27 protein-coding genes are annotated in these 24,968 nt (G+C 28.4%); 5 read left to right on the plus strand and 22 right to left on the minus strand.

Annotation, left to right across the window (positions count from 1 at the left end):
* Positions 1 to 80: 80 nt before the first annotated feature.
* The 15 genes from E6771_RS06070 to hpt form a co-directional block, all read right to left on the minus strand.
* Positions 81 to 950, minus strand: coding sequence for a DUF2156 domain-containing protein (locus tag E6771_RS06070; RefSeq protein WP_316090306.1), 870 nt, complete (start codon positions 948 to 950; stop codon positions 81 to 83).
* An 88-nt stretch (positions 951 to 1,038) separates the two neighbouring features.
* Positions 1,039 to 2,421, minus strand: a complete 1,383-nt coding sequence (pepV, locus tag E6771_RS06075; RefSeq protein ID WP_316090308.1) for a dipeptidase PepV — start codon at positions 2,419 to 2,421, stop codon at positions 1,039 to 1,041.
* Between the two features lie 23 nt (positions 2,422 to 2,444).
* Positions 2,445 to 3,191, minus strand: a complete 747-nt coding sequence (locus E6771_RS06080; RefSeq protein WP_316090309.1) for a VacJ family lipoprotein — start codon at positions 3,189 to 3,191, stop codon at positions 2,445 to 2,447.
* Entirely contained in the window at positions 3,181 to 4,455 is a 1,275-nt protein-coding gene (locus E6771_RS06085; RefSeq protein WP_316090311.1) for a serine/threonine protein kinase, read from the minus strand. Before E6771_RS06085 ends, E6771_RS06080 begins: the two co-directional genes overlap by 11 nt.
* Before the next feature lie 374 nt (positions 4,456 to 4,829).
* Complete coding sequence (locus E6771_RS06090) at positions 4,830 to 5,108, minus strand: HU family DNA-binding protein (RefSeq protein WP_316090313.1); 279 nt, start codon at positions 5,106 to 5,108, stop codon at positions 4,830 to 4,832.
* 77 nt (positions 5,109 to 5,185) lie between these two features.
* Entirely contained in the window at positions 5,186 to 6,103 is a 918-nt protein-coding gene (locus E6771_RS06095) for a DMT family transporter (RefSeq protein ID WP_316090316.1), read from the minus strand.
* Between the two features lie 8 nt (positions 6,104 to 6,111).
* A complete protein-coding gene (locus E6771_RS06100) occupies positions 6,112 to 10,452 on the minus strand; it encodes a PolC-type DNA polymerase III (protein ID WP_316090317.1) in 4,341 nt (1,446 codons plus the stop codon).
* Positions 10,453 to 10,473: 21 nt separating this feature from the next.
* Positions 10,474 to 11,037, minus strand: coding sequence for an RNA methyltransferase (locus E6771_RS06105; RefSeq protein ID WP_316090318.1), 564 nt, complete (start codon positions 11,035 to 11,037; stop codon positions 10,474 to 10,476).
* Between the two features lie 40 nt (positions 11,038 to 11,077).
* The gene (locus tag E6771_RS06110) at positions 11,078 to 11,614 is read right to left on the minus strand and encodes a gamma carbonic anhydrase family protein (protein ID WP_316090319.1); all 537 of its coding nucleotides are present in this window, start codon (positions 11,612 to 11,614) and stop codon (positions 11,078 to 11,080) included.
* Entirely contained in the window at positions 11,611 to 12,339 is a 729-nt protein-coding gene (gene trmD / locus E6771_RS06115) for a tRNA (guanosine(37)-N1)-methyltransferase TrmD (RefSeq protein ID WP_316090320.1), read from the minus strand. Before trmD ends, E6771_RS06110 begins: the two co-directional genes overlap by 4 nt.
* On the minus strand, positions 12,340 to 12,912 hold the full coding sequence (gene rimM / locus E6771_RS06120) for a ribosome maturation factor RimM (RefSeq protein WP_316090321.1): 573 nt from the start codon (positions 12,910 to 12,912) through the stop codon (positions 12,340 to 12,342).
* Between the two features lie 8 nt (positions 12,913 to 12,920).
* Positions 12,921 to 13,160: a KH domain-containing protein gene (locus E6771_RS06125; protein WP_316090322.1), complete on the minus strand. Its 240-nt coding sequence runs from the start codon at positions 13,158 to 13,160 to the stop codon at positions 12,921 to 12,923.
* A 21-nt stretch (positions 13,161 to 13,181) separates the two neighbouring features.
* A complete protein-coding gene (locus E6771_RS06130; RefSeq protein WP_005951556.1) occupies positions 13,182 to 13,436 on the minus strand; it encodes a DUF4911 domain-containing protein in 255 nt (84 codons plus the stop codon).
* Between the two features lie 65 nt (positions 13,437 to 13,501).
* Positions 13,502 to 14,311, minus strand: a complete 810-nt coding sequence (gene rsmA / locus E6771_RS06135) for a 16S rRNA (adenine(1518)-N(6)/adenine(1519)-N(6))-dimethyltransferase RsmA (RefSeq protein ID WP_316090323.1) — start codon at positions 14,309 to 14,311, stop codon at positions 13,502 to 13,504.
* 12 nt (positions 14,312 to 14,323) lie between these two features.
* A complete protein-coding gene (gene hpt, locus E6771_RS06140) occupies positions 14,324 to 14,848 on the minus strand; it encodes a hypoxanthine phosphoribosyltransferase (protein WP_316090324.1) in 525 nt (174 codons plus the stop codon).
* A 178-nt stretch (positions 14,849 to 15,026) separates the two neighbouring features.
* On the opposite strand from hpt, the gene E6771_RS06145 reads away from it, so the two are divergent.
* Genes E6771_RS06145 through E6771_RS06165 form a run of 5 tightly spaced genes read left to right on the plus strand, consistent with a single transcriptional unit; the run spans position 15,027 to position 19,606 of the window.
* The gene (locus E6771_RS06145) at positions 15,027 to 15,743 is read left to right on the plus strand and encodes a PASTA domain-containing protein (RefSeq protein WP_316090325.1); all 717 of its coding nucleotides are present in this window, start codon (positions 15,027 to 15,029) and stop codon (positions 15,741 to 15,743) included.
* A 40-nt stretch (positions 15,744 to 15,783) separates the two neighbouring features.
* Positions 15,784 to 16,650: a ribosome small subunit-dependent GTPase A gene (gene rsgA / locus E6771_RS06150; RefSeq protein ID WP_316090337.1), complete on the plus strand. Its 867-nt coding sequence runs from the start codon at positions 15,784 to 15,786 to the stop codon at positions 16,648 to 16,650.
* Positions 16,643 to 17,281 carry a ribulose-phosphate 3-epimerase gene (gene rpe / locus E6771_RS06155; RefSeq protein ID WP_316090326.1) on the plus strand — a complete coding sequence of 213 codons (639 nt, stop codon included), beginning with the start codon at positions 16,643 to 16,645 and terminating at the stop codon, positions 17,279 to 17,281. Before rsgA ends, rpe begins: the two co-directional genes overlap by 8 nt.
* Before the next feature lie 3 nt (positions 17,282 to 17,284).
* The gene (locus tag E6771_RS06160; protein ID WP_316090327.1) at positions 17,285 to 17,959 is read left to right on the plus strand and encodes a MarR family winged helix-turn-helix transcriptional regulator; all 675 of its coding nucleotides are present in this window, start codon (positions 17,285 to 17,287) and stop codon (positions 17,957 to 17,959) included.
* Between the two features lie 21 nt (positions 17,960 to 17,980).
* Positions 17,981 to 19,606 carry an NFACT family protein gene (locus E6771_RS06165; RefSeq protein WP_316090328.1) on the plus strand — a complete coding sequence of 542 codons (1,626 nt, stop codon included), beginning with the start codon at positions 17,981 to 17,983 and terminating at the stop codon, positions 19,604 to 19,606.
* Positions 19,607 to 19,744: 138 nt separating this feature from the next.
* On the opposite strand, the gene E6771_RS06170 is transcribed toward E6771_RS06165, so the two are convergent.
* The 7 genes from E6771_RS06170 to E6771_RS06200 form a co-directional block, all read right to left on the minus strand.
* Positions 19,745 to 20,134 carry a DUF5684 domain-containing protein gene (locus E6771_RS06170; protein ID WP_316090329.1) on the minus strand — a complete coding sequence of 130 codons (390 nt, stop codon included), beginning with the start codon at positions 20,132 to 20,134 and terminating at the stop codon, positions 19,745 to 19,747.
* A gap of 429 nt (positions 20,135 to 20,563) precedes the next feature.
* A complete protein-coding gene (locus E6771_RS06175; RefSeq protein ID WP_316090330.1) occupies positions 20,564 to 21,427 on the minus strand; it encodes a S1 RNA-binding domain-containing protein in 864 nt (287 codons plus the stop codon).
* A 57-nt stretch (positions 21,428 to 21,484) separates the two neighbouring features.
* Positions 21,485 to 22,183, minus strand: a complete 699-nt coding sequence (locus tag E6771_RS06180) for an ABC transporter ATP-binding protein (protein ID WP_316090332.1) — start codon at positions 22,181 to 22,183, stop codon at positions 21,485 to 21,487.
* Positions 22,183 to 22,938 (minus strand): ABC transporter permease, encoded by a 756-nt coding sequence (locus tag E6771_RS06185; RefSeq protein WP_316090333.1) that lies wholly within the window; start codon positions 22,936 to 22,938, stop codon positions 22,183 to 22,185. The genes E6771_RS06180 and E6771_RS06185 overlap by 1 nt, the downstream gene beginning before the upstream one ends.
* Positions 22,913 to 23,860 (minus strand): ABC transporter substrate-binding protein, encoded by a 948-nt coding sequence (locus tag E6771_RS06190; RefSeq protein WP_316090334.1) that lies wholly within the window; start codon positions 23,858 to 23,860, stop codon positions 22,913 to 22,915. Before E6771_RS06190 ends, E6771_RS06185 begins: the two co-directional genes overlap by 26 nt.
* 12 nt (positions 23,861 to 23,872) lie before the next feature.
* Positions 23,873 to 24,562 carry an ATP-binding cassette domain-containing protein gene (locus E6771_RS06195; protein WP_316090335.1) on the minus strand — a complete coding sequence of 230 codons (690 nt, stop codon included), beginning with the start codon at positions 24,560 to 24,562 and terminating at the stop codon, positions 23,873 to 23,875.
* Between the two features lie 234 nt (positions 24,563 to 24,796).
* Positions 24,797 to 24,968, minus strand: a 172-nt coding sequence (locus tag E6771_RS06200; protein ID WP_316090338.1) for a cation:dicarboxylate symporter family transporter, incomplete at its 5' end; no start/stop codon positions are given.

Raw genomic sequence — 24,968 nt, forward strand, 5'->3', positions numbered from 1 at the left:
AGTATCTTTTACTCTTAAATTTTTTATATTTTTATAAAAATATAAAAACTGAGACTTATTTCTAAGTCTCAGCCGATATTTTATTTTATTCCAGTTATTTCATATTTTTTTAACAATTCCAATGGATGATAAGATTCTTTTGCTTCTCTTAATCCCTCATCTCCAAAGTCATCTTCTCTATTTACATATTTATAATCAGTAAATTCTTTTTCAAGAAAAGTCCTATTTATCATCTGATAGCTTCCTACATAGTCATTTAAACCTTTTTCAATATGTATAACTACATATTCGTCACTTATTGCTTCCCCTAATGTATAAGCCACTATCTTGCCATCTACTTTTAATATACCACCTTTTATTCCAAGTACATCAAAATTATGAAGAAGATTCAATATCCCCATATTTTCATTTCTTAATACTGGAATGATTTCACACTCTTTATCATGGCACCAGTTAGTTTGAAAATCTATAACCTTCTTTACATTTTCAGAAGTCACAGATTCATAACTATAGTTATAGCTTTTCATGAAATTATGCACTCTATTTTTCTTTTTAGCATACTTTCTTCCTTTTAAATAAGCTAAGCTTTCTATAGAATAAACATAATCAAAACTATCTCTTCTCTCTTCAAGAATAAAAGTATCTTCAAGTTTTTCTTTCCATTCTTCAGGAACAAGCACTATCTTTTTATTATTTTGAAGTAAATCTTTTATTATTCCTTTCATTGCACCTATTGCATTTTCATCTTTAGGAATAGGCATAAAGCTGTATTCATCACCTACAAATGTTCCATGTATAATCAACACATCATTCTCTATTTTATAATAAAGGTTTTCACCCTGACTCCACAAAAAAAGATTAGTGAAATTATAATCACAAGTTTTAAATTTTCCTTTGGTAAAATTATCTATTATTTCCTTGTCTTCAATGGTCAATTTTTTCCAGTCCATAATTTGTATATCTCCTTAGTCTATATTATATTTTGCTACCATAATATCATACTAGAAAATATACTTTTTTACCAGTCTTTTTCCTTTTTTATTTTGCCAATCTGTAAATAGCCTCTACATATATCTTTAACCATGTATCTATTTTATCTATTTCAAGATATTCATTTTTTTGATGCATATTATTTTCTTGTGATGATAAAAGGGCTCCAAATGCAACTCCATTAGCTACTTCTCTTGCATAAGTTCCTCCCCCAATAGCTACTGGCTGTGCATTTATATCCCCAGTTATTTCCTTATAAATATCCATAAGTGTAGATACAAGGAAACTATCTTTAGCCACATATAAAGGTGCTGAGTTCCCAGTAACTTCAAGTTCCATTTTTCCAGCAGTTTTTTCCTTTAAAGTTTCAATAACTTTAGTATTAGGGACAAGAACTGGACATCTCATATCTATACATAATTCTAATTTTCCATTTTCAAGTGCCATCTTTCCAAGATTAAGAGTAAGACTTCCACTTTCCTCATCTTTAAAGTCTATTCCAAAAGAAGCTCCATTATTCTCCATCTTAATATATTCTCTAAAAAATTCTACTAATGAACTTAACTCCTCATTTTTAATATTCACAGTTCCCAAAAATGCAAATAGTGCACTGATAGAATTATATCCTTCTGTTGGTCTAGCTGCATGAGAAGATTTTCCTAAAGAAGTAATATAGTATTTTCCATCCTTTACTTCAATTTCTATCTTGTATTCTTTTCCTTCATTGAAAGAAGTAGCTTTCTCTGCAAGCTCATCTCCATATCCTATTGGAAGAACTGCTTCTGCTTTATCTGGAACAGAATTATATGCATTTCCTCCCTTTACAATTACATCATTTAAAGTTTTATAATTATTTGAAAGTTTTACACGAACTATACCTTTTTCAGCAAATGTCACTGGAAAACTTGAATCAGGAGTAAATGCCAGTGTAGGTTGTGGCTTTTTTAATGTATTAAAATAATGCTCCATGCAAAGACTTCCAGTTTCTTCATTAGCTCCTATTATCATTCTAATTTTTCTGCTTAATTTAACTCCAGAATCCTTTATTGCCTTCATAGCATAAAGACAAGCCATAGAAGGACCTTTGTCATCTAAAGTACCTCTTCCAAAGATTTTTCCATCTGCTATAGTTGCACTATATGGAGGGTAAATCCATCCATCACCTTCAGGTACTACATCTACATGTCCTAATATTCCAACTGTTTCATCGCCTTCACCAAATTCTATAGTACCAGCATAATTATCAAAATTTTCAACTTTAAATCCTAATTCTTTTCCTAATTTTAAGAAGTATTGCAAAGCTTCTGCTGGTCCATCTCCAAAAGGTTTTCCTTCTTTTGCAGGTTCCTGAACACTTTTTATTTGTACAGCACACTGTATTCCTTTTATAACTTCATCTTTATAATCCAACACTTTTTTTTGTAAATCCATTTAATATCCTCCATTTTTCTTTTTTAAAAAACTTGTACTCCTGTTTCTGATTGTAGCTTTCTATATTTTTTGTAGAAAAATCTTAGGTATTCATATTCAAATGGTGATCCGCTTTCATAATATCTAAATTTTGTATTTTTTCTTTTATCCACTGCATTAACTGCAAATACTTCTGGACTGTCTATATCAAATAAATCCGCTGCTTCATAAGGATCTAATGCTCCAAGAGCTAAAGTATTTACCCCTGTTCCCACTGCGTCTCTTAAATTACTTGGCCCTAAAAAAGGCAAAATTAAATATGGTCCCTCTCCTACTCCATAATGTGCTAAGGTTAGTCCAAAATCTTCATATGGTTTTGGCATTCCTAAAGAGGAAGCTGTATCAAATACTCCTCCTGCTCCCAATGTAGTATTAATTGAAAACCTTCCTATTGCTCTCATTGCCTTTTTTATTTTAAATTGCAACAAAGAATTTCCAGTTATAGTAATATTTTGTGTATTTCTAAAAAAATTCTTCACTCCTTTTTGTACGAAAGTAGGTGTTATAAGATTATAAGCATCTACCACTGGTAAAAATATATATTTATCAAAAGTATAGTTAAAATAATATATTCTTCTGTTTAATGGTTCCCATGGATCATATACACCAAAATATTCTGCTATCTCACTCTCTTCACTTTTAATTTCTGCTTTTTCATTTGTATTAGAAATTGAAAATGTAAAAACTAAAAATATCATAAGGAGTATAATAAATTTTCTATTAGTTCTCATAATCAAGTACTCCCTCCTTTAGAAATTTAAGCATTATATCCACATTAGTTTTATAATACATATTTCCGCAATGACCTCCATAAGGATATATTATCAATCTTTCATTAAAAGTATTTTCTAAAAATTTGAAATCTTCTTCTCTCAGTATAATTTCATCTCTATTTGTTACTACTGCTATTTTATCTGTATTTTTTAAATAATCCTCTATCTGCTGGAGTTTAGTATGCTGTAAAAGTTCTTCAAGGCTTACCCCTCCACCCATTTTTTCATCAAAATATGGATAAGCAATCTTATACATATAATCTTCAAAACCAGCAAAATTTATTTTTTCAAAATATGGAAACATATTTGTAAATTTTCCAACTGGTTTATCTACATAAACTTTTCTGTCATTTATTAAATCAGTTACATAATTAATATCAATGGCCATTAATCTAAATACTATACCTATTAATTCTCCCATTTCTTCATCTGACATTTGATCTTTTGCAAACATACTATAAATGAGTTCTTCTGTTATTTCTGTATAACCATCTTTTAAGGAATTTGAAAGTTTATTAAAAACTTTATTAATAAGTTTCTCTAAATTTTCAACTTTTCCTTCTGTGGGTAAATCTAAAACTTTATCAAGTCTTACTGCTGACTCATAAATGTCTACTGCTGGATTAATCATAAATACTCTTTTAAAGTTAAATGCTTTTTCGCTTTCATCAATATAAGAAACTACTGCTGATTCAGTAGCACCTAAACTATATCCAACAACATAAAAATCAGAGACTTCTATTTTATCTTTGACTATTTTATATGCTTCTTTCATGACATTATAAATATCTTTTCCATCATCCATTATCATTCCTGGCATCCTATTGCTAGATGCATTAATAATAAAATTTGGATGCATTGGTGACGTAATTGATATTACACTATATCCAGCATCATAAAATATTCTTTGAAATAATACCATTCTTGCTGCATGATAATCTGATCCTGTTCCTGCTAAAAGAAATATCAATGGTGCTTTTTCTTTTTGTGAAACTAGAGAAAACTCAAATTTGCTATTATACCATAAATTCTCTGGCACCTCTCTACTGCCAGGAAGCTTAATTTTGTATACTTTAGTTGGAACAGATTCACTTACTCCATCCTTCATTAAAGTAGAACTTCCTAGTATAGTTGCCATATATGGATTTTGAAAAGGATACTCATATTTCCCATAAGAAACAGAAAATATAAGAATCATTAATACTCCTATTATCTTTTTCATCTTTCTCCTCCAAACAACTTCATAATAGATATTCTACTTCAATTATCATTTTTTTTCAATACTAACTATTTTTGGGTAGTAATAAATTTTATATCCATCTTCTTTAATCTTAGTTATTACTACATTTCTACACATTTATCATTGTATTGTTATTTCTAATTCCACATTATAAGTTTTATAGTGATAATCTCTTTTATTTCCATTTTTAAAATAATAACCAATCATATCTTTATATCCATATAATAGATTTTAATTTTCGAATTTTCAACATTTTTAATATAAAAATATTATATTTTTTACTATTATAGAAAATAAAAAAAGTGGAAATACTGATTTTCAAGATCCCCACTCTTATATTTAAATTAATTTCAGAATTATTGATTTACTTTTTCAGATAACCCTTTTCCAGCTTTGAATTTTACTACTTTCTTAGCTTCAACTTTCATTTCTTCACCAGTTTGTGGATTTCTGCAAGTTCTAGCAGCTCTATCAGCAACTTCAAATTTTCCAAATCCTAGAAAAGTAATGTCTTCTCCACCTACTAATCCATCTTCAATAACTGCTAAAAAAGCTGCAGCTTTTTTTTCAGCATCAATTTTAGTTGCAAATTCTCCCTTTTCAAAATATAAATCAATAAACTCTTTTTTAGTCATCACTATTCCTCCTTAATTTTTTAGCTATATTCTTTATACCATAACTTTTAAAAATTTACAAATCATTTTATATTTTTTTACTCATTTACTCTATTTTTAGTTATTTTATAGATAGAATACAGCATTAATACTGCACTCAACATTTGAACTATTGATAAAACATTTCCATTGAATATATAATCAAATAATATGCTTGATACAGGAAAACAGAGTTCGCACATTGTTGCTACATTTGCTTTAATATACCTAAGTCCTTTATAATATAAAAGTATTGCTCCACTTCCACTTGTAAGACCTATTATAATAAATATTATCCATTGAAGTGGAGTTGTATGTCTTATATAACGAAGACTTCCACTAAAAGAAGCTATAAACAGCATTATAAAAGTTGTTAACCCATATCTAAGATATAATGCTGTTCTGAAAGAAGCATTTTTTAAAATTCTTTTTCCAAACACAGTAGCACTCCCAAAAGAAAATGCTGCTAAAAGTGCATAAAAACAAGCTAATAGCATATTTCCATTATATACCATCTGCGGCATATTAAATTGGAAGGTGAGGAGATATCCTCCAATAAGGGCCATTACTGCCCAAAATAAAAATCCTTTCCCTTCCCGCTCTTTTAATATTACCCTTGCTAAGAGAATAGCAAATACAGGCTGTAATTTTTGTAAAAGCGTAACTACTGTAAGATGATGAAAATTTACTAAAAATAATGCTTTTACAATTGAAAGTGTTCCTAGACTTCCTCCAAATAATGCTACTAAAAAGAAAAATATCAAATCTTTCTTATCCAATTTTTTTATATTTTTTATTTCATCTTTTCCAAATATCAAAGTCATTCCTATAAAGGGAAGAAGATGTACCATAAAAACCACATAAGGAACACTAAGTTTAAATAATCTTGGTGTCAGCACTATGGAATCAAAACCCCAAAGTGTAGCTGCTAGACATACCAGCATAGCACCCATGGTTTTATTTTTTTCATTCAACATTTTTCCTCCTAAAATAACGATATCTGATTTGTTTCACTCAAAGAATCTACTGCATTTATTGATTTAAGTTTTTCTATTATTGTTTGTGATATCTTTGTTCTTCTCTTAAGATCTTCATATGATAAAAATTTACTTCCATCTCTTTCTTTTATTAAATTTTCTATTACTGCTCCACCTAGTCCATTAAGGGCTATGAGAGGTATTCTTATTTTTCCATCCTCTATTGTAAATTTAAACCCTGCAGATGTATATACATCTATTGGAAGAAATTCATACCCTCTGGCATACATTTCTACTATAATTTCACATATCGCCATCTCAGCTTTTTTCTTTACATCAAGTTTAGGTTCTTTACTCAATACTGCTAAGTGCTCTTTTGCTGTTTTAGGATCACTCATTATCTCGTAGTCAAAGTCTTCTGCCTTTCTTGATAAATATGCTGCATAAAAAGCTAAAGGATAGTGTACTTTAAAATAAGCTATTCTCATGGCCATCATAACATAAGCAACCGCATGTCCCTTAGGAAACATATATTTTATTCTTCTGCAAGATTCTATATACCATTCAGCAACATCATGTTCTTTCATTTCATTTGAGAATTTTTCCCATCCTTCTGTGTCTTTTGAAGGTCTTCCTTTTCTTACAAACTCCATTATTTTAAATGCTGTCCCTTTTTCAAGTCCCTGATCAATAAGATAGTTCATTATGTCATCACGCACTGTTATTACTTGAGATAGAGTTGCTTTTTTCTGTCTTATAAACTCCTGAGCATTGTTCAGCCAAACATCCGTACCATGTGATAACCCTGATATTCTTACAAGCTCAGCAAAAGTTTTTGGCATAGTATCTATAAGCATTTGTCTTACAAATGGTGTTCCAAATTCTGGTACTCCAAAAGTTCCAACCACTGAGTTTATATCTTCTGGAGTAATTCCTAATGATTCAGTTCCAGAAAATATTTTTAATGTTTCTGAATCAGCAATGGGAATAGTATAAATATCTACTCCTGTATATTCCTGAAGCATCTTTATGGTAGTGGGATCATCATGTCCAAGTATATCTAATTTTACTAACTGTTCATCCATTACATGATAATCAAAATGTGTTGTAATAGAATCATTCTTTTCATCATTTGCAGGTTTCTGTACAGGGCAAAATTCATAAATAGAATGATCTCTTGGAACTACAACCATTCCTCCAGGATGCTGTCCTGTAGTTTTCTTAGCTCCTTCACATTTTTTGGCAAGCCTGATTATTTCAGCTCTGTTCCCTTTCATCTCATGTTCTTCAAAATATTTCCTTACGTAACCTTCAGCATTTTTTTCTGCCAGTGTAGATATAGTTCCAGCTTTAAATACATTTTCTTTACCAAAAAGCTGTTCACAATATCTATGTATCTCTGATTGATATTCTCCTGAGAAGTTAAGATCAATATCTGGTACCTTTTCTCCATTAAATCCCATAAATACCTCAAATGGTATTGAATATCCATCTCTTTTATAAGGCTGTCCACACTTTGGACATACCTTTTCTGGAAGGTCAATCCCTACTCCTTCTCTTTCTATAAATTCAGCATTTTTACATTCTGGATTTGTACATATATAATGTGGGTAAAGAGCATTAACTTCTGTGATATCCATCATATAGGCAACTAAAGAAGAACCTACTGATCCTCTGGAACCAACTAGATATCCATTATCTAGAGATTTTTTAACAAGTTTTTGAGCTGAAAGATAAAGTACTGAAAAGCCATTCCCTATGATAGCTCCCAACTCTCTTTCTAATCTTGCTTTTACTATTTCTGGAAGAGGATTTCCATATATTCTATATGCCTTTTCATATGTCATCTCTTTTACTATATTTTCAGCATTATCTATTTTAGGAGGATAAAATCCATCTGGTACTGGTTTTATAACTTCTATCATATCTGCTATGGCATTAGTTCCTGATATTACTATTTCCTTTGCAATATCTTTACCCATGTAGTCAAATTCATCCAAAAGTTCCTCTGTTGTTCTAAAATAAAATTTATTATCTGTCTTATATTGGTTCTCTCTATATACACTTCCACTTCCATAAAGAAGAATACTTCTTATTTTACTATCAGTTTCATTTATATAGTGTACATTAGAACTCGCTGTTACTAATTTCTTTCTCTCTTTACCTAGATTGTAAAAATATTTATTCATATCTTCAATCATTGAAAAAGATGAAATGGTTCCAGTTCCATCATCTTCATATAACTCTGAATATGCCCCTTTTGGAAGAAGTTCTATATAATCATAAAAATCTATATTTTTTTCTATTTTTTCATAATCATATCTCATATAATAATTAGATAATTCTCCATCATTCATAAAATGTGAAGAAAGAGAACTTCCTATAATCAGCCCTTCTCTATACTTTTCTACATGAGACTTTAATACTCTTGGTTTTTTATTTCCATAATACTCAACATGAGCTTCTGAAACCAATCTATACATATTCTGAAGTCCTTGAAGATTTTTTACTAATACTGTTATATTAGATGTCTCCTGTTTTTTTACATTTATTGGAAGTGCCCCTGTTATTTCACCAAGATTAATTATTCCCATTTCCATATATTTTTCGATGAAAATAATAAACATATTAGCTGTTGCCTGTGAGTCATCTACAGCTCTATGGTGATTATCCAGTGATAATCCTAATACTTTATTCAGATTTTTTAATCCATATGCTTTAAGATCAGGATATAAATCTCTTGCCATTTGTAATGTATCTATTACTGCTGGTTTATAGTCATATCCCATAATTTTTTTAACATCTCTTCTTATAAATCCCATATCAAATGGAGCATTATGTGCTACCATTGTAGAATCTCCTACAAATTCCATAAATTTAGGAAGTACTTCTTCTATTGTAGGCATATTATCAACCATATCTTGAGATATATTTGTAAGTTCTTGTATCTTTTTAGGAATAATTTTTTTAGGATTAACTAGTTGTGAATATCTTTCCACTATTCTTGTTCCCTGAAGTTTTACAGCTCCTATTTCTATTATCTCATGTTCATGGGAATTAAGTCCCATAGTCTCCAAGTCAAATACCACAAAACTTTCTTCCTCTATTGGTATATTTTTACTGCTTCTTATCATTTCAGCAGTATCATTTACCATATACATTTCACATCCCAAAATAGCTTTAAAATCTTTTCCTTTAGCTGCCTTGTAAGCAAATGGGAAAGAATGTACTACAGCATAGTCAGTTATAGCCATTGCTTTATGTCCATAGGCTATCGCTTGTTTTATGAGGTCTGATATATCTTCTACTCCAACCATTTCACTCATTTTACTGTGTGTATGAAGCTCTACCATTTTTTCTGGAGCATTATCAATTTTTTGAGTTTTTACTTTATCAAGTTTATTAATAGAATTTATCATTATTATTTCTTCATTATCAGAAAACTTATCAACTTGTTTTTTTCCACTTACTTTAATAAAATCTCCGACAAATACTTCTAATTTTTTATTTTTATCAAGAAATACTTTTGTTGTTAGAGAACTTCTTTCATCAGTTATTCTTATTGTCATTAAAACTTTATCATTTTTGACATCTCTGCTTTCAAGAGAAAAGATTTCTCCTTCAACTATACAGATTTCATCTTCATAAAGTTCTCCAAATTCCTCTATTGAAATAGAATTTCCCTTTATTTCTTTTGTTTTATTGCTTGTATAACTCTGCTTTGAAAAGCCTTGCTTAACAAAAACCTCATTTGATTTTTGAGGTTTAGATGCTGCTGCTTTCGAATTATCAGAATCTATTTTAGCAGATAAAGTTATTATTTCTTTCTGTTTCTGCTTTTCTACTTCTGTCAACTCTTTAGAGAAATCTCCAAGTATAAATTTAACTTTAAAATTATATATTCCATAATTTTCCAGTATTTCTTCAAGTTTATCATCTATTTCAGAATTTATAAGAATTTCTATAGCTGTTTTTTCATTAAGTTCAATATTTACAGCCTCTTTCTCTATTTTTATTCTATAAAAATAAAGAAATGATTTTGAAATAGCGTTTCTTGCTTTAAGCCTGATTATAGCTCTTTCCACTATTATTATAAGCTCTTCCTTCATCATTTCTTTCTCTGTATACTCTACTCTAAAATCTACCTCTAACTCTTTTCCAAAATTCTTTTTTATATTTTCATAGATTATATCAAGTTCACAGAGGTCTTTTACACATGGAACGGAACACATAAACTTCATTTTCTTATTTCTTTCACTGAAAACTATCTCTTTAATGTCCACAGAGTTTATTCCCATCTGCCTGAAAATGCTGTCCTGAGGTTTTATTCTGATCTCATTTCTATTCATCTTACCTCCAGAATTTATCTATTAATTTTCTCCAAATAATCTATCTAAAATAATAGCTACTGCTGCTCTTACAGAAAGATGATTATATTTTGTATTTCCTCTTATTGGCTCCAGAATATAATTTGACATATCCATTATTTCATCTGTAAGCCCCCATCCTGTTCCAAATAATAAAAGATAAGGTTTATTGTCTTCAAATATTTTTTCTGAAAGTGCATTATACCCTATTGTATTAGAAAAAATCCTTGCAGATGTAGTTATTATAACTGGTTTTTGTCCTTCTTTTTCCTCTATTTCCTCAATAGTTTTTTCTATGCTATTCATTACTCTTGTTATGGCAAAAGCATTTTCTCTATCTTTATTATATTGACCTCCAGTCCCTTCCTGCCAATATCCAATTATTCTTTCTGTAAGCATTTTTTGAGCATCTACCGGAACTATCAAACGATATCCTTTTATATCATAAGTTCTGCAGCTTCTAGATATATCATGGATATCAAAATTTGTAACTGAAGTACACACTACATCATTATTTTTATTATATACAGGATAATGAACTAATCCTAGATAAATTTTTTCTCTCATTTCCTACTCAATCCTCTTTTCCTAACTTTCTAATTAAAATCTAGTCTATTTCATTTATATTTATTTCTTCCAATTCTTCTGAATATTTTTTTATTTCTACAAGATATGAATCCCTTGTATAACTTAAATAGTTCCAAAGTTTTTCAGATAATTTTTTTATAACTTTAGCTGGTGAACCAGCTATAAGATCTCCTTCTTCAGCTATTAATTTGCTATTTACCACTGCACCAGCTGATACAATACAATTCTTTGGAATGATACTTCCATTAAGTATTTGACTTCCCATTCCTATTATAGAATTATCTCCAACTGTACACCCATGAACTACACAATTATGTCCAATAGTAACACCTTTTCCAATAGTTGTGGGAAACTCTGAGTCTCCATGAAGAGTTGAATTATCTTGAACATTAGAGTTATCTCCAATAGTTATTTTACTCATATCTCCTCTTAATACAGCAGAAAACCATATAGAAACATTATCTCCAGTTTCTACATCTCCAATGATACTTGCAGTATCTGCTATATAATTATTTTTTCCTATCTTAGGAATAAGATTGTTTAATTTGTATATCATTTCTGCTCCTTTCCAAGTTCTGCTTTTATTTCAGCTAAAAGTTTCTTCTCTGTTTTATTGAATTTTCTTTTTTCAAGCAAATCCTTTCTTCTTAAATATGTTCTTTTCAGACTCTCTTTAAGCCTCCAAAGTTCTATATTTTTATGATGTCCTGACAGCAGTACCTCTGGAACTTTCATTCCTTCATATTCAGCAGGTCTTGTATAATGAGGATAGTCCAACAGTCCATTGAAAAAAGAATCATTTTCATAAGATTCTTTTTTTATAACCCCTGGAATAAGTCTTGCAATACAATCAGTCATTACCATTGCAGGTAATTCTCCTCCTGTAAGAACAAAATCTCCTATGGATATTTCCAAATCAACATTATTTTCTATTACTCTCTCATCTATCCCTTCATAATGTCCAGCAATTATTGTAACTTCTTTTTCCTGAGCAAGTTCCACAGCTAACTGTTGATTAAACTTTACTCCCTGTGGAGAAGTATATATTACTTTTCCAGTTATTGTTTTTAATGCTTCTATAAGAGGTTCAGGCTTCATTACCATTCCTGCCCCTCCTCCAAAAGGAGTATCATCAGCCTGTTTATGTTTATCATAACAAAAATCTCTGATATCTATTATATTTACTTCAAGACTGCCTTTTTCAATAGCCCTTCTTATTATACTTTCACTTTTAAATCCAGAAAACATCTCAGGAAATAAAGTCAAAATATTGATTTTCATTTATTTCTCCTCATTTTCCTCAAATTCTTCTTCTATTCCATCATCTTGTTTTAATTTTCGACCTTTTATTTCTTTCATTCCTTCTATAAGATGAACAAAAATTTCTCTCTTATCAAAATCTATTTTTTTTATAAATTCATCTACATCTGGTACCATTATTTCAGTATTTGTTCCCTCAATAACCAAAATATCATGAGCTGCTGTTTCAAATATATCAGTTATTTTTCCAAGAATTTCTCCACTATCAGCATCCACAGCTTTCATATCCAACAGATCATTTAAAAGATACTCATCTTCACCTATTCCAAAAAGTTCTCTTCTTATTTTAATGAGTGAATTTTTTAATTTCCCAGCTTCAGTTTTATTAGTTATTTCTTGAAATTCAGCTACCCATTTATTTCCTACTAAAGGATTTACACTTATTACAGTAAATATTTTCTGTTCCCCCTGAGGAAGTTCTACTATTACTCTATTCCCTTCAAGAATTTCAGCATCTCCTATATTAGCTATTATTTTAACTGCTCCTTTTAAGTGATGTGTTCCAGAAATCTTACCAACTGTTAAAAGTTCCATTATCCCTCCTAATCCAAAAATTCTACATTCACATTTAATTTATCTTTTACTCCAGCAGCTTGCATAACTCCTCTTATTGCATTAGCTGTAAGTCCATTTTTACCAATTATTTTTCCCATTTCACCTTTAGCTACACTTACTTTAAAGATGATTGTATCATCTATAACATCATAGTCAATTCTTACTTCTTCTTTAGTATCTACTAATTCTTTTATGATGTAACTTATAAGTTTTTCTAATTTTTCCATTCTCTATCCTCCATTTTATATTCATTTATTGATATATAATGATCCTTTCCAAGGACCTTCTTCCACTATTTTAGCAACTACTTCCTTCTTATCCAAATCTTCAATAATCTCTTTTACAAAATCTTTAAAATCATAAGTAGTAATTATATTAATAAGACCTTTATGAGGATCTACAGTTCTCACTACTCCAGCTCCTTCGTAAGCTTCCATTATTTTATTAATAAAGTCTATATCTTCTTTTCTGCTTTGAATAAGATATTCATAACTTCCTAACATTTTTCCTCCAATTTAAAACTAAAATGAGGGCAAGCTTTTATTATTTTATAACTCTTAATCTGCCCTCATTTTAACCTTACTTTATTTTTTTCAAATACAGCTATCAAGTCTATAAAATTTTCTATAGTAAGATTTTCAGCCCTCTCTGTTTCTTTTATACCAACTTCATCTAAAATTTTTCTTAGTTCATCTTTAGATATTTCTAAAGCTGTAAAATTATTTAACAGATTTTTTCTCTTATTAGCAAAAGCAGCTTTTACATATTTAAAAAATTTATCTTCAGCTACAAGTTTTTTGTACTTATCATCTTTATAAAGTTTTATAGACATAAAAGCTGAATCTACCTTAGGAATAGGTATGAAAGCTTCTTTAGGTATGGTAAACAGATACTCAGCTTTACCAAAATATTCTACTGCTAGAGTGAGAACACTTCTTTCCTTACCTTTTCTAGCACATATTCTTTCAGCAACTTCTTTTTGTACCATTATATATATTTCATCTATTACATCTCTATTTTCAATTAGCTTATTTATAATTGGTGAAGTTATATAATATGGAATGTTAGCAACAACTTTTGTTCCTGTTGTTATATATTTTTTTAAATCAGTTTCTAAAACATCATTCATTACAAGAGTATATTTAGGATTTTCATTAAATTTTTTTCTCAATATTTTTTCTAAATCTCTGTCTATCTCAACAGTAACTACTTTTTGAGCTCTATCCAAAAGAAGTGCTGTCAATGCCCCTTCTCCAGGTCCTATTTCCAGAACAGTATCATTTTCATTTACAGATGATACCTCCATTATTTTTTTTAAAACTTCTTTTTGGTCAGTAAGAAAATTCTGACCAAATTTTTTTTTATGTTTAAAGGACATTCTTTCCTCCACCTATTTTTTTACTACCATTCCTACATATGGCAGATTTCTATGATACTGAGCATAGTCTAACCCATACCCCACTACAAATTCATCAGGAATTTCAAAACCAACATAATTTCCTTTAATATCAACTTTTCTTCTGCTTGGTTTATCCAAAAGTGTGCATATTGCTACATTTTTTGTTCCTTTAGATTCTATAAATTCTCTCACATATTTTAAAGTAAGTCCTGTATCAATTATATCTTCAATGATAAGTACTTCTTTGTCTTTTAAATCAAAATCAGTATCTTTTAATATTTTTACTATCCCAGTACTGTCAGTTCCATTTCCATAGCTTGATACACTCATAAAATCAATTACTAAAGGTACATCTATCTCTTTTATAAGATCACTCATAAAAATGACAGAGCCTTTTAATAATCCTAAAACTATTACCTCTCTACCCTTATAATCTTTTTCTATTTCAGCAGCAAGTTCCTTTATTCTTTTTTCTACTGCTTTTCTTGGTATCAACGTTTCTATTGTATAATCCAATTATCTCTCCTCCTAAAATTATATGCTTAAAACATATACTTTAAAACAAAATCATTCACTGTATTTTAACATTTACTCCAGCATTTATCAAGTAATTATTGATATTTTATGCTTCTTATGTTATTATCAAATAGTATCTATATGTATTATTATAAGATTAAATTTTCAGGGAGGAATAATGAATAAAAAGTCAATATGTTTCTCTTTTCTTACTTTAATGGCTATCATTTTAATCGCTTTCTTTTCATTTAAGATATTTGAAAAAATATATTTTAATGAAACTTTCTATTCTGTTCCAGACTTAAAAACTCTGACTGTAGCTGAAGCTGAAAAAATGTTGGAAAGTAATGAACTGAATATCAGAAATATGGGTGAAGAGTTCTCTGAACTTCCTGTTGGAGAGATATTTCTTCAAGAACCTGAAGCTGGAAATGTTGTAAAGAAGAATAGAAACATCAAAGTATGGATAAGCAAAGGGGAAGCCCTTGTAGAGGTTCCTGAATTAAAAGGAATGAACTTTTTGGAGGCCAAGGCTATTGCTGAACAAAAAGGGCTCATTGTAGACAGAGTTGCTACTACAAAAGCTAACATTGCATATAATGAAGTAATATCAACTGATCCTGCAACTGGTACACTTCTCAGAAGAGGACAGAAAATATCTTTTCTTATCAATGGTTCTGAACAGCTTATGGATGTAAGAGTTCCTGATATTATTGGTATTGAAATAAATAAAGCCAAAGAAATTCTTACAGAAAATTCCCTTCTTATTGGTAAAATAACTTATGTATCGTTTCCAGAAATAGAAAAAGATTTAGTTATTGAAACAAGTGTTTTAGCTGGAAGAAGAGTCTCTGCTGGTACAGTAATTGATATAAAAGTAAATAAAGAAAACTAGTAAGTTGCTTTAAGGAGGAATAAAAATTAGAGGAATAGTCATAAACAAAATACAGGGATTTTATTATGTAAAATCTAATGAAAAAGTATATGAATGTAAGTTAAGAGGAATTTTAAAAAGAAAAGAGAATAAACATAATTGTGTAGTGGGAGACATTGTAGAATTTTCAGAGGATAATTTTATAACTGAAATTGAAAAAAGAAAAAACCTTTTGGAAAGGCCTTTAGTGGCAAATATAGATTATATTGTTATACAGTTTGCTGGAAAAGACCCAGTTATTGATTATGAAAGACTCAATACTCTTATTCTTAACAGTTTTTATTATAAAATAGCTCCAGTTGTTGTTGTAAACAAGATAGATCTCCTTTCTCAAGAGGAAATTGAAGATATTAAAAGAAATTTGGATTTTCTCAAAAAATTAGATATACCTTATTTTCTCATTTCTGAAAAAGAAAATATTGGTATAGATCAGTTGAAAATTTTTATTCAAAACAAAGTAACAGCTTTTGGCGGCCCTAGCGGTGTAGGAAAATCAAGTATTATAAATCTTTTGCAAAATACTAAAATTCTCGAAACTGGAGAAACTAGCAAAAGATTGAGAAGAGGTAAACATACAACTAAAGATACTAACCTTCTTCCTCTTCCAGGAGGTGGATTTATTATAGATACCCCTGGATTTTCATCTGTAGAACTCCCTTACATAAAGGATGCTCAGGAGTTAATTTCATTATTTCCTGAATTTCAAACTGATAAAAATTGTAAATTTTATAATTGTTTGCATTTGAACGAACCAAATTGTATAATTAAAGATATGGTTACTAGTGGAGAAATTTCTCTTGTAAGGTATGAATTTTACAAAAAAACATATGAAAAATTAAAAAATGAGAGGTGGAATAAGTATGAATGATATTAAAATAGCTCCTTCTATTCTTTCTGCTGATTTCAGTAAATTGGGAGAAGAAGTAATTGCAATAGACAAAGCTGGAGCTGACTATGTTCATATAGATGTTATGGATGGAATGTTTGTCCCTAATATAACTTTTGGGGCTCCTATTATAAAATCTATAAGAAATAAGACCAAACTTATATTTGATGTACACTTAATGATTGAAAAACCAGAAAGATATATTGATGATTTTGCCAAAGCTGGAGCTGATATAATTACTGTACATGCAGAATCTACTGTACATATTCACAGAGTTATTCAGCAAATAAAAGCTCATGGAATAAGAGCTGGAATATCTCTTAATCCTTCTACTCCAATAGATATTCTTAAATATGTTATCAATGATATAGACATGGTATTAATTATGAGTGTTAACCCAGGTTTTGGAGGACAAAAATTTATCAGCAGTGCAATAGATAAAATAAAAGATGTAAGAAAACTTAGTAAAAATGTGGATATTCAAGTTGATGGCGGAATTACAGCTGACACTATTGGAAAATGTATTGAAGCTGGTGCAAATATTTTTGTTGCTGGTTCATATATTTTTTCTGGAGATTATAAGGAAAGAATAAATTCTTTAAAGAGAGGTTAATTTATGAATGAAAACATAAAAAAAGTTAATGAAGTATTAGAAGATTTTTATAAGTTATTTTTTAAAACTGAAGATATGGCTCTTAAAAGAGGTATAAAATGCCTTACTCATACTGAACTTCATTTAATAGAAGCTATTGGGCAAGATTCTCTTACCATGAATGAACTGGCAGAAAGAATTGGTATAACTATGGGAACTGCTACTGTAGCTGTTTCAAAACTTACAGAAAAAGGATTTATTGCCCGAGTAAGATCAAACTCTGACAGAAGAAAAGTTTTTGTATCTTTAACACCTAAAGGAGTTAAAGCTTTGACTTATCATAATAATTACCACAAAATGATAATGTCTACTATTACTGAAGATATTGCTGATAAAGATCTTACACATTTCATTGAAGTGTTTGAAGTAATATTAAATGCTCTTAGAGGGAAGACTGATTATTTTAAACCTCTTCTTATTACAGAATTTCCAATAGGAACAAAAATTTCCATAGTAGAAATAAAAGGAACTCCAATTGTTCAAAATTTCTTCGCAAGTCATGGAATAGAAAATTTTACAGTGCTTGAAATAATGGAAAGTAATGATAAAGATAATTTCATTTTGAAAAAAACAGATGGAGATCTTTTAGTTTTAGATATCTTAGATGCAAAAAACTTAATTGGAATAAAAAATGAATAATAGTTTGATAGGAGAAAAATAATGTTTTACATTGATGGTGTATCATTGAGCAAAATAAAAGATGAACTGAAGGAAAATCTTTCAGGAAAAAAAATAAATAAAATAACCAAAAATACTGAAGTATCTCTTTCTGTTTACTTTGGAAAAACTGAACTTGTATTTTCATGCAATCCTTCTTTTCCAATCTGTTATATTGCAGACTCTAAAGAAAGTACTTTGGAAAATTCTACTGGCCTTGCTGCAAATATGAGAAAACATCTGCTCAATGCTATGCTTACTGATGTTCAACAGCTAGGATTTGATAGAATATTATGTTTCAAGTTTGCCAAAATAAATGAACTTGGTGAAGTAAAAAATTACTTTATATATTTTGAAATAATGGGAAAATATTCAAACTTTATTTTTACTGATGAAGAAGATAAAATAATTGATTTACTTAAACGATTTTCCCTTGAAGAAAATCGTTTAAGAGCTCTTTTCCCAGGATTAAAATATGAACAACCTATTATTGATGAGAAAATTTCTCCTTTAAATATTACAAAAGATGAATTTAATAAATTTAAAGCTGAAAATTCACTATTAAAAAACATAGAGGGTCTTGGAAAATTAACTGTTCAAAATATAACTAATTTTGATAATTTTGTTCAACTGCTAAATACTCCATCTCAACCAAAAATTTTCTTAAATAAAGAAAAAATAGTACTTGGAACTGTCCTTAATATTATTCCTAAGGGAAAAGAATATGACAATATTCTTTCTTTTGACAGTTTTAAAGATTCTATAAACTTCTATATAAATTCAGAAAATTTATCAAACAGTTTTGATACTTTAAAAACTCAGCTCCTTGATAACATAAATAAAAAAATCAAAAAAAATATGAGAATACTTTCTCTTGTAGAAAAAGAAGCAATAGAAAAACAAGATTTTATAAAATACAAAGAACAAGGAGATATTCTCGCTGCATCTATATATACCCTTAAAAGAGGTATGACTTCCCTTGAAACTTATGATTTTTATAATAATAAAGATATTTCTATACCACTTGATCCACAGATAACTCCACAAGAAAATCTAGAAAAACTTTATAAAAGATACAATAAGCTAAAAAGGGGAATGGAAGCTAACAAAAGAAGATTCATAGAAATAAATGAGGAATTAGATTACTTAAATAGTATCAAATTATTTATTGATAACAGTTCTAATACTGATAATTTAAAACTTATACAGGAAGAGTTAATATCACAAGGATATATAAGAATACAGCAGAAAAAAGGAAACAGAAAAAAGCAGATAAAAGAAATTGGATATGGATTAATTGAATTTGAAAATTTTAAAATATTATATGGAAGAAATAACACTGAAAATGATAATTTAACTTTTAAAATTGCTGATAAAGAGGATATATGGTTACATTCTAAAAATATTCCAGGTTCTCATGTTATTATAAAAGCAAATGAAATTACAGAAGAAATGCTTTTAAAGGGTGCTGAAGTAGCAGCATATTTTTCTAAAAGCTCTGCTGGTGATAAAATTAGTGTAGACTATACCAAAAAAAGATATATAAATAAACCAAAGGGAAGTAAACCTGGGTTTGTGACTTATGAAAATGAAAAAAATATTCTTATTGAAAAGCCAAATAAAATATAATTCAAAGAGCCTTATCAAAAATAGAAGAAAAACTTCAATTTTGATAGGCTCTTTTTATAACTATAATTATACATGTTAAAACATATTTTTAATACTGTTTTAACATACACCTATATTATATTCCCCCCAGAATGTTTACTATAGATCATAATCTAGTTTTTCATTTTTATCTTCAGAATCTGAATCTACAGTAGTAGTAGTTTCTTCAGTTCCAAGTCCTTGATATACTGCATCTCCAAATCCTAATAATGGATAAAATACAAATGAAAGTAGAGCAAGTCCTATTCCAAATCCTGTAGTTTTTCCAAATGCTTTTGCAACTTCAATACTTACAATAATCATAATAACTATATTTGCTATTGGTACAAATAATAGTAATAGATACCACCAAGGTTTTTTTGCAATTTCAGTGATTAAAAGGTACATGTTATAAACAGGAACAATTCCTTTCCATCCTTCCATTCCAGCCTTCTCAAAAGTTTTCCACATTCCTGCAAAAGCAAGAATCATTAAAATTAATCCTATCATCTTTCCTCCTTGAAAATCTAAATTGTTCTTGATACTTCATTACTATATACTAACTAAAAAGAAAAGAATAATATATTTTTTATATGATAACCATTTATATTCTTGAATTCTAAAACATTTACATAATATTTTTTTATTTTATTTTTTATTCCATGTTATATAAAATATTCATATAGTTTTCTATCGCTGCTGAAAAGCTGAATTAATAAAATTTTATATAAGATTATATTTTATTTCTATTATTAAAAATTAAAAAAAATTAATAAATTATACTTTGATTTAATCAACAGCAAAATATGTCTTTAATTCTTTTATTCAACTGTGAATATACATATGTAAACCTTCTAGTTGCTAAACTATTGTAAAATAAAAAAATTTTAGGATTTCCATTATAAAATCCCTAAAACTCTTTTATGTTTTTTACCATTTTTATAACTCTTTTTTTTCTTTTTTAATTCTGAAATATCCCATATCATTTTTTTCAATTTTTTCATTCTTTAATAAATTTCCAACTGCTCTTTTAAATGCTTTTTTACTCATATTAAAATAATCAATGATTTCTTCTGGAGTGCTTTTGTCAGTAAATCCAAAACTATTTCCAAGAAGTCTCATCTTTTCATATACAAGCTCTGCATCTTTATCCATTTGAATATAAGCAAGTTCCCTTGGAGTCAGATCAATTTTTCCATCTTCTCTCACTCTAATTACTCTAGCTTCTATTACATCTCCAACTTTATAATCTTTAAAATACTCATTCTTAGGTATAAGTCCAAAATATCTATCTTCTACAGCAACAAAAACTCCTATCTCTGGATTAATTCCATAAACAGTTCCACTTATTACATCATTTTTTTGCATTTCTGTTGATGGAAGAAGAAATTTATATATTTTCATAGTAGCAGAAAGTCTTCCCTTACTGTCTTCATATATACCTACAAGATATTTTTTCCCTATTTCTACTTTTCCTACTTGCTGACTCTTTGGAAGAAGAAGTTCCTTTTTTAATCCCCAATCCATAAATGCTCCTAAAGTTGGATGAATATCTGTTACTTCTAATTTGGCTAAATTTCCAACTAAAGCTTCAGTTTTCCTGAATGTAGCTACTGGTCTATCTTCTGAATCCATGTAGATCAATACCTCTACTTCATCTCCTTCCTTAAGATTTCTTCCTTCTAATTCATTATTTGGAAGAAGTATGTTATCTTTGTCATCATCTGTTCCTCCATGTAAATATGCACCTACACTTGCGAAATTGTTGATAACCATTTTCTGTCTTTTTCCTATTTTTATCATAAATTCTATCTCTCCTTAAACAATACTATTCTGTATTATATCTTTAATTTTAAATAATTACAAGAATAATCTTTCTATTTCATCTTTTAATTTTTCTTTTTTTTCTGTATTTTTTTCTTTTGGATAAGGATTTTCAAATATTTTTTTTATTTTTGTAGGTTTATTGCTAAATACCACTATTTTTTCACCTAAAGAAACTGCTGACTCTATGTCGTGAGTTATAAAAATTACAGTTTTATTTTCCATATTTTGAAGTTTTATAAAATATTCTATTATTTCATTTTTTATTTTTATATCTAAAAATTCAAATGGTTCATCCATAAAAAGATAACTTGAAGGAAAAGAGAAAGCTCTTGCTATTCCCACTCTTCTTTTCATTCCTCCACTAAGTACATCTGGATACTCATTTTCTATTCCTTCTAATCCTACCATTTTAAGATATTTTTTTATTCTTAACTCTATTTTATCAACTGGTATTTTTTTATTCAATACAAATTCTAGATTTCCATAAACTGTTTTCCAGGGAATAAGAGTATCTTCCTGAAAAATATATGATATTCCTTTTTCATTCTCAGCTTCAAAAATTACTTTCCCTTTATAATCCTTTATTTTTCCAGCTATTATATTGAGAAGAGTACTTTTTCCAGAACCTGATTCTCCTAATATAGCTGTAATTTTTCCTTCTTCAATATCCAAAGTTATTCCATCTAAAACTTTTTTATCTCCATAGGATTTAACTATATTTATAAGTCTCATTACAGGTTCCTCCACTTTGTAAGCTCACTATTAACTTTTTTTAAAAATATATCTAAAAGAAAATTTATCAAAATAACAATAATTACCCATGCAAAAATAGAGGAAGTTTCTAAATATATTTTTCCCATAAATATTTCTCCACCAATTGAAAGAGAGCCCTGTGATAAAACTTCTCCTGCTACAACCACTTTCAAAGTTAAAGCTATTAAAGCAGGAATTCCAGATGCTGAAAAATAATATACTCCAGGAATATATATTCCTTTAAATACATCAATTTTTGATATTTTATATATATCTGCCATTTTTAACAACTCTCTGTCTATTGAATCTATTCCGCCAAGTATATTTTCATATATTAAGGGTAAAAGTATCATTATTCCTGTTATTACTGGAACAATTTCTACATTGCTCCAAATCAAAACTAATATTATTACTGCTATTGTAGGAATAGATTTTAAAAATGAAAAAAATGGAAAAAATAGAATATAAAAAAATTTATATTTATATGATAGAATACTGCATAAAATTCCAAGTATTAACGATATTCCTATACTTATTCCTGTTCTTTTTAAAGTATGAAAAACTATAAACAAAAAATTCTTTTCTTTAATTATATTTATAAAAGCTTTAAAAATGCTTAATAGTCTTGGAAATATCAGATCATTTCCTATCATTCTTGATACAATTTCCCAAATAACCATAAATAATAAAGGAGAAATAAACAGCCATCTACTTTGAAATAAATATTTTTTCATCTGGAATTTTTCCTCCAATTGCTTTGCTATTTATCTTTTCAATATTTTCAAAATATAATTGATATGTTTCTCTGCTGTTATCAGCTGATATAAATTTTATATTTACTCTTTTTAGTATTTCGTCTAAAACACTTAAATCAATAGTTATTTTTGATTCTATTATATATTTTTCTTTTGCTGGATTTTCACTATAGATAAATTCTATACTACTTTCTAACTCATTTATAAATGCTGATACAAATTCTGGTTCTTCTTTAATAAGACTTTCTTTTACAATTAGAGTAGACTGAGGAAAACCTATATCATTTTTAAATACTTTTTTCCACTCATCATTCATATCAAAATTTATTTTACTTTTACTATCTTTTGAAATTATTTTACTTAATATAGGTTCTGAAACCATAATTGTATCTATTTTTCCTGCAAGATACATAGGAGCTAATTCATTTCCTCCAGATAAGTAGTTTATTTCTAAATCTTTGTCTGGAATTATTCCATTTTCCTTTAGTATCGTTTGAAGTATTATATCTGGAGTTAATCCCTTACCTATTGTATATATTTTTTTTCCTTTTAAATTTTTTATACTTTTTATATCCTCTCTGCTCACTATATAAAAAGAGCCCCATCCTACAGTTCCGATTATTTTATAATTAAGATTTTTATTATATAACTGCCCTGCAAGATTAGATGGAACAATACCAATATCACTTTCTTTTTTTAAAAAGTTCATTACAAGAGATTCTGATATCTTTTCCAATTTATAATCTATTTTCTTTCCAGATATTTTTTTATCATCATTTATCATTTTTACAATACTAAGAGCTGGCAGTCCATCAGGAAATACAAATGTGATTACATCTTCTGAATATACTGTTGTAATAAAAAAAAGCATCATAAAGAGAGCTATTATTTTTTTTTTCATTTTTATACCTCATTATTCCTTGTCTTTTATAAAATCCTTACAATCACCAAAATAGAAAGTTTTCTCTTTTCTTCTCAGGAATAGAAGTTTATTTGCAAAATTAGATATCTCTTTTATATTATGAGTTATAAAAATAACTGTAATCTCTTTTTCATCACATATTCTTTTTATTGTACTGTAAAAATCAATCTTACTTTTTAAATCAAGAGTTGAACTTGGATTATCTATATATATCAATTTAGGTTCAGTTATAAGATGCTTTGCCACATTTATTTTTAATTGCTGAAGTGGTGTAAGTTTACTTATTTTTTTATCTTTTAATTCATATAAATTAAAAAGTTTCAAAAGTTCGTCTACTTTCTCCCAATCATTTTCTTCTAAACATCTTCCTCTTTTTCTTGAAATCATTCCAAGAGCAACAATTTCTCTGGCAGTTCCTGGAAATTCCTCCTTTATCTGCATTATATTCTGCGGTATATAACTAACCTCACCTTTCCCTATATTATGATAAGATATATTTCCTGTTATTCCAGTATTTATCAAACCTAACAGCCCTTTTATCAAACTACTTTTCCCAGAACCTGGAACTCCACCAATAGCAAGATAATCTCCTCTTTCAATGTCAAAAGAAATATTTTCCAGAACTTTTCTGTTTTTTATAGTTAGACCAAAATTTTCCACTGTCAATATGATATCATTCATTTTTTAACCCCCTATTCTAAAAACTAATCTTTCCCTTATATACTATTATAACACATTTACTCATTTTTTGATAAATATAAAATTCTATAAAAACTAAAATGTTTTCATCTTGAAATTTAATACTATATAAAAAGAGAGCAGAATAATCTCTGCTCTCTATAATTTATTTTTATATTTATTTAAATGATATGATACTACACTTTAAAATTTTAGCCATTTCGCTAGAATGTCCTATTATTTTTGTTTAACAGGAGGAATAAGTTTAAATCCAGCAATTTTATTAACCATTATAGCAATTGCTCCATCTCCTGTTACATTACAAGCAGTTCCAAAACTATCCTGTGTCAAGTATAAGGCTATCATTAATGATGTAAGTTCAGGAGTAAATCCCAACATACTTTCCAAT

The sequence above is a fragment of the Fusobacterium sp. genome, assembly GCF_032477075.1.
In the GTDB taxonomy this organism is placed as follows: domain Bacteria; phylum Fusobacteriota; class Fusobacteriia; order Fusobacteriales; family Fusobacteriaceae; genus Fusobacterium_A.

Bases quoted from the DNA above. Each gene is read 5' to 3' on its own strand.
- rsmA (WP_316090323.1), bottom strand. From the start codon at position 14,311: ATGTCCTTTAAACATAAAAAAAAATTTGGTCAGAATTTTCTTACTGAC.
- E6771_RS06090 (WP_316090313.1), bottom strand. From the start codon at position 5,108: ATGACTAAAAAAGAGTTTATTGATTTATATTTTGAAAAGGGAGAATTT.
- E6771_RS06190 (WP_316090334.1), bottom strand. From the start codon at position 23,860: ATGAAAAAAAAAATAATAGCTCTCTTTATGATGCTTTTTTTTATTACA.
- E6771_RS06170 (WP_316090329.1), bottom strand. From the start codon at position 20,134: ATGATAGGATTAATTTTAATGATTCTTGCTTTTGCAGGAATGTGGAAA.
- pepV (WP_316090308.1), bottom strand. From the start codon at position 2,421: ATGGATTTACAAAAAAAAGTGTTGGATTATAAAGATGAAGTTATAAAA.
- E6771_RS06085 (WP_316090311.1), bottom strand. From the start codon at position 4,455: ATGAAAAAGATAATAGGAGTATTAATGATTCTTATATTTTCTGTTTCT.
- E6771_RS06165 (WP_316090328.1), top strand. From the start codon at position 17,981: ATGTTTTACATTGATGGTGTATCATTGAGCAAAATAAAAGATGAACTG.
- E6771_RS06095 (WP_316090316.1), bottom strand. From the start codon at position 6,103: ATGTTGAATGAAAAAAATAAAACCATGGGTGCTATGCTGGTATGTCTA.
- E6771_RS06160 (WP_316090327.1), top strand. From the start codon at position 17,285: ATGAATGAAAACATAAAAAAAGTTAATGAAGTATTAGAAGATTTTTAT.
- rpe (WP_316090326.1), top strand. From the start codon at position 16,643: ATGAATGATATTAAAATAGCTCCTTCTATTCTTTCTGCTGATTTCAGT.
- E6771_RS06070 (WP_316090306.1), bottom strand. From the start codon at position 950: ATGGACTGGAAAAAATTGACCATTGAAGACAAGGAAATAATAGATAAT.
- E6771_RS06180 (WP_316090332.1), bottom strand. From the start codon at position 22,183: ATGAGACTTATAAATATAGTTAAATCCTATGGAGATAAAAAAGTTTTA.
- E6771_RS06125 (WP_316090322.1), bottom strand. From the start codon at position 13,160: ATGGAAAAATTAGAAAAACTTATAAGTTACATCATAAAAGAATTAGTA.
- E6771_RS06175 (WP_316090330.1), bottom strand. From the start codon at position 21,427: ATGATAAAAATAGGAAAAAGACAGAAAATGGTTATCAACAATTTCGCA.
- E6771_RS06185 (WP_316090333.1), bottom strand. From the start codon at position 22,938: ATGAAAAAATATTTATTTCAAAGTAGATGGCTGTTTATTTCTCCTTTA.
- E6771_RS06130 (WP_005951556.1), bottom strand. From the start codon at position 13,436: ATGTTAGGAAGTTATGAATATCTTATTCAAAGCAGAAAAGAAGATATA.
- E6771_RS06105 (WP_316090318.1), bottom strand. From the start codon at position 11,037: ATGAGAGAAAAAATTTATCTAGGATTAGTTCATTATCCTGTATATAAT.
- E6771_RS06110 (WP_316090319.1), bottom strand. From the start codon at position 11,614: ATGATATACAAATTAAACAATCTTATTCCTAAGATAGGAAAAAATAAT.
- rimM (WP_316090321.1), bottom strand. From the start codon at position 12,912: ATGGAACTTTTAACAGTTGGTAAGATTTCTGGAACACATCACTTAAAA.
- E6771_RS06100 (WP_316090317.1), bottom strand. From the start codon at position 10,452: ATGAATAGAAATGAGATCAGAATAAAACCTCAGGACAGCATTTTCAGG.
- trmD (WP_316090320.1), bottom strand. From the start codon at position 12,339: ATGAAAATCAATATTTTGACTTTATTTCCTGAGATGTTTTCTGGATTT.
- E6771_RS06195 (WP_316090335.1), bottom strand. From the start codon at position 24,562: ATGAATGATATCATATTGACAGTGGAAAATTTTGGTCTAACTATAAAA.
- E6771_RS06145 (WP_316090325.1), top strand. From the start codon at position 15,027: ATGAATAAAAAGTCAATATGTTTCTCTTTTCTTACTTTAATGGCTATC.
- E6771_RS06080 (WP_316090309.1), bottom strand. From the start codon at position 3,191: ATGAGAACTAATAGAAAATTTATTATACTCCTTATGATATTTTTAGTT.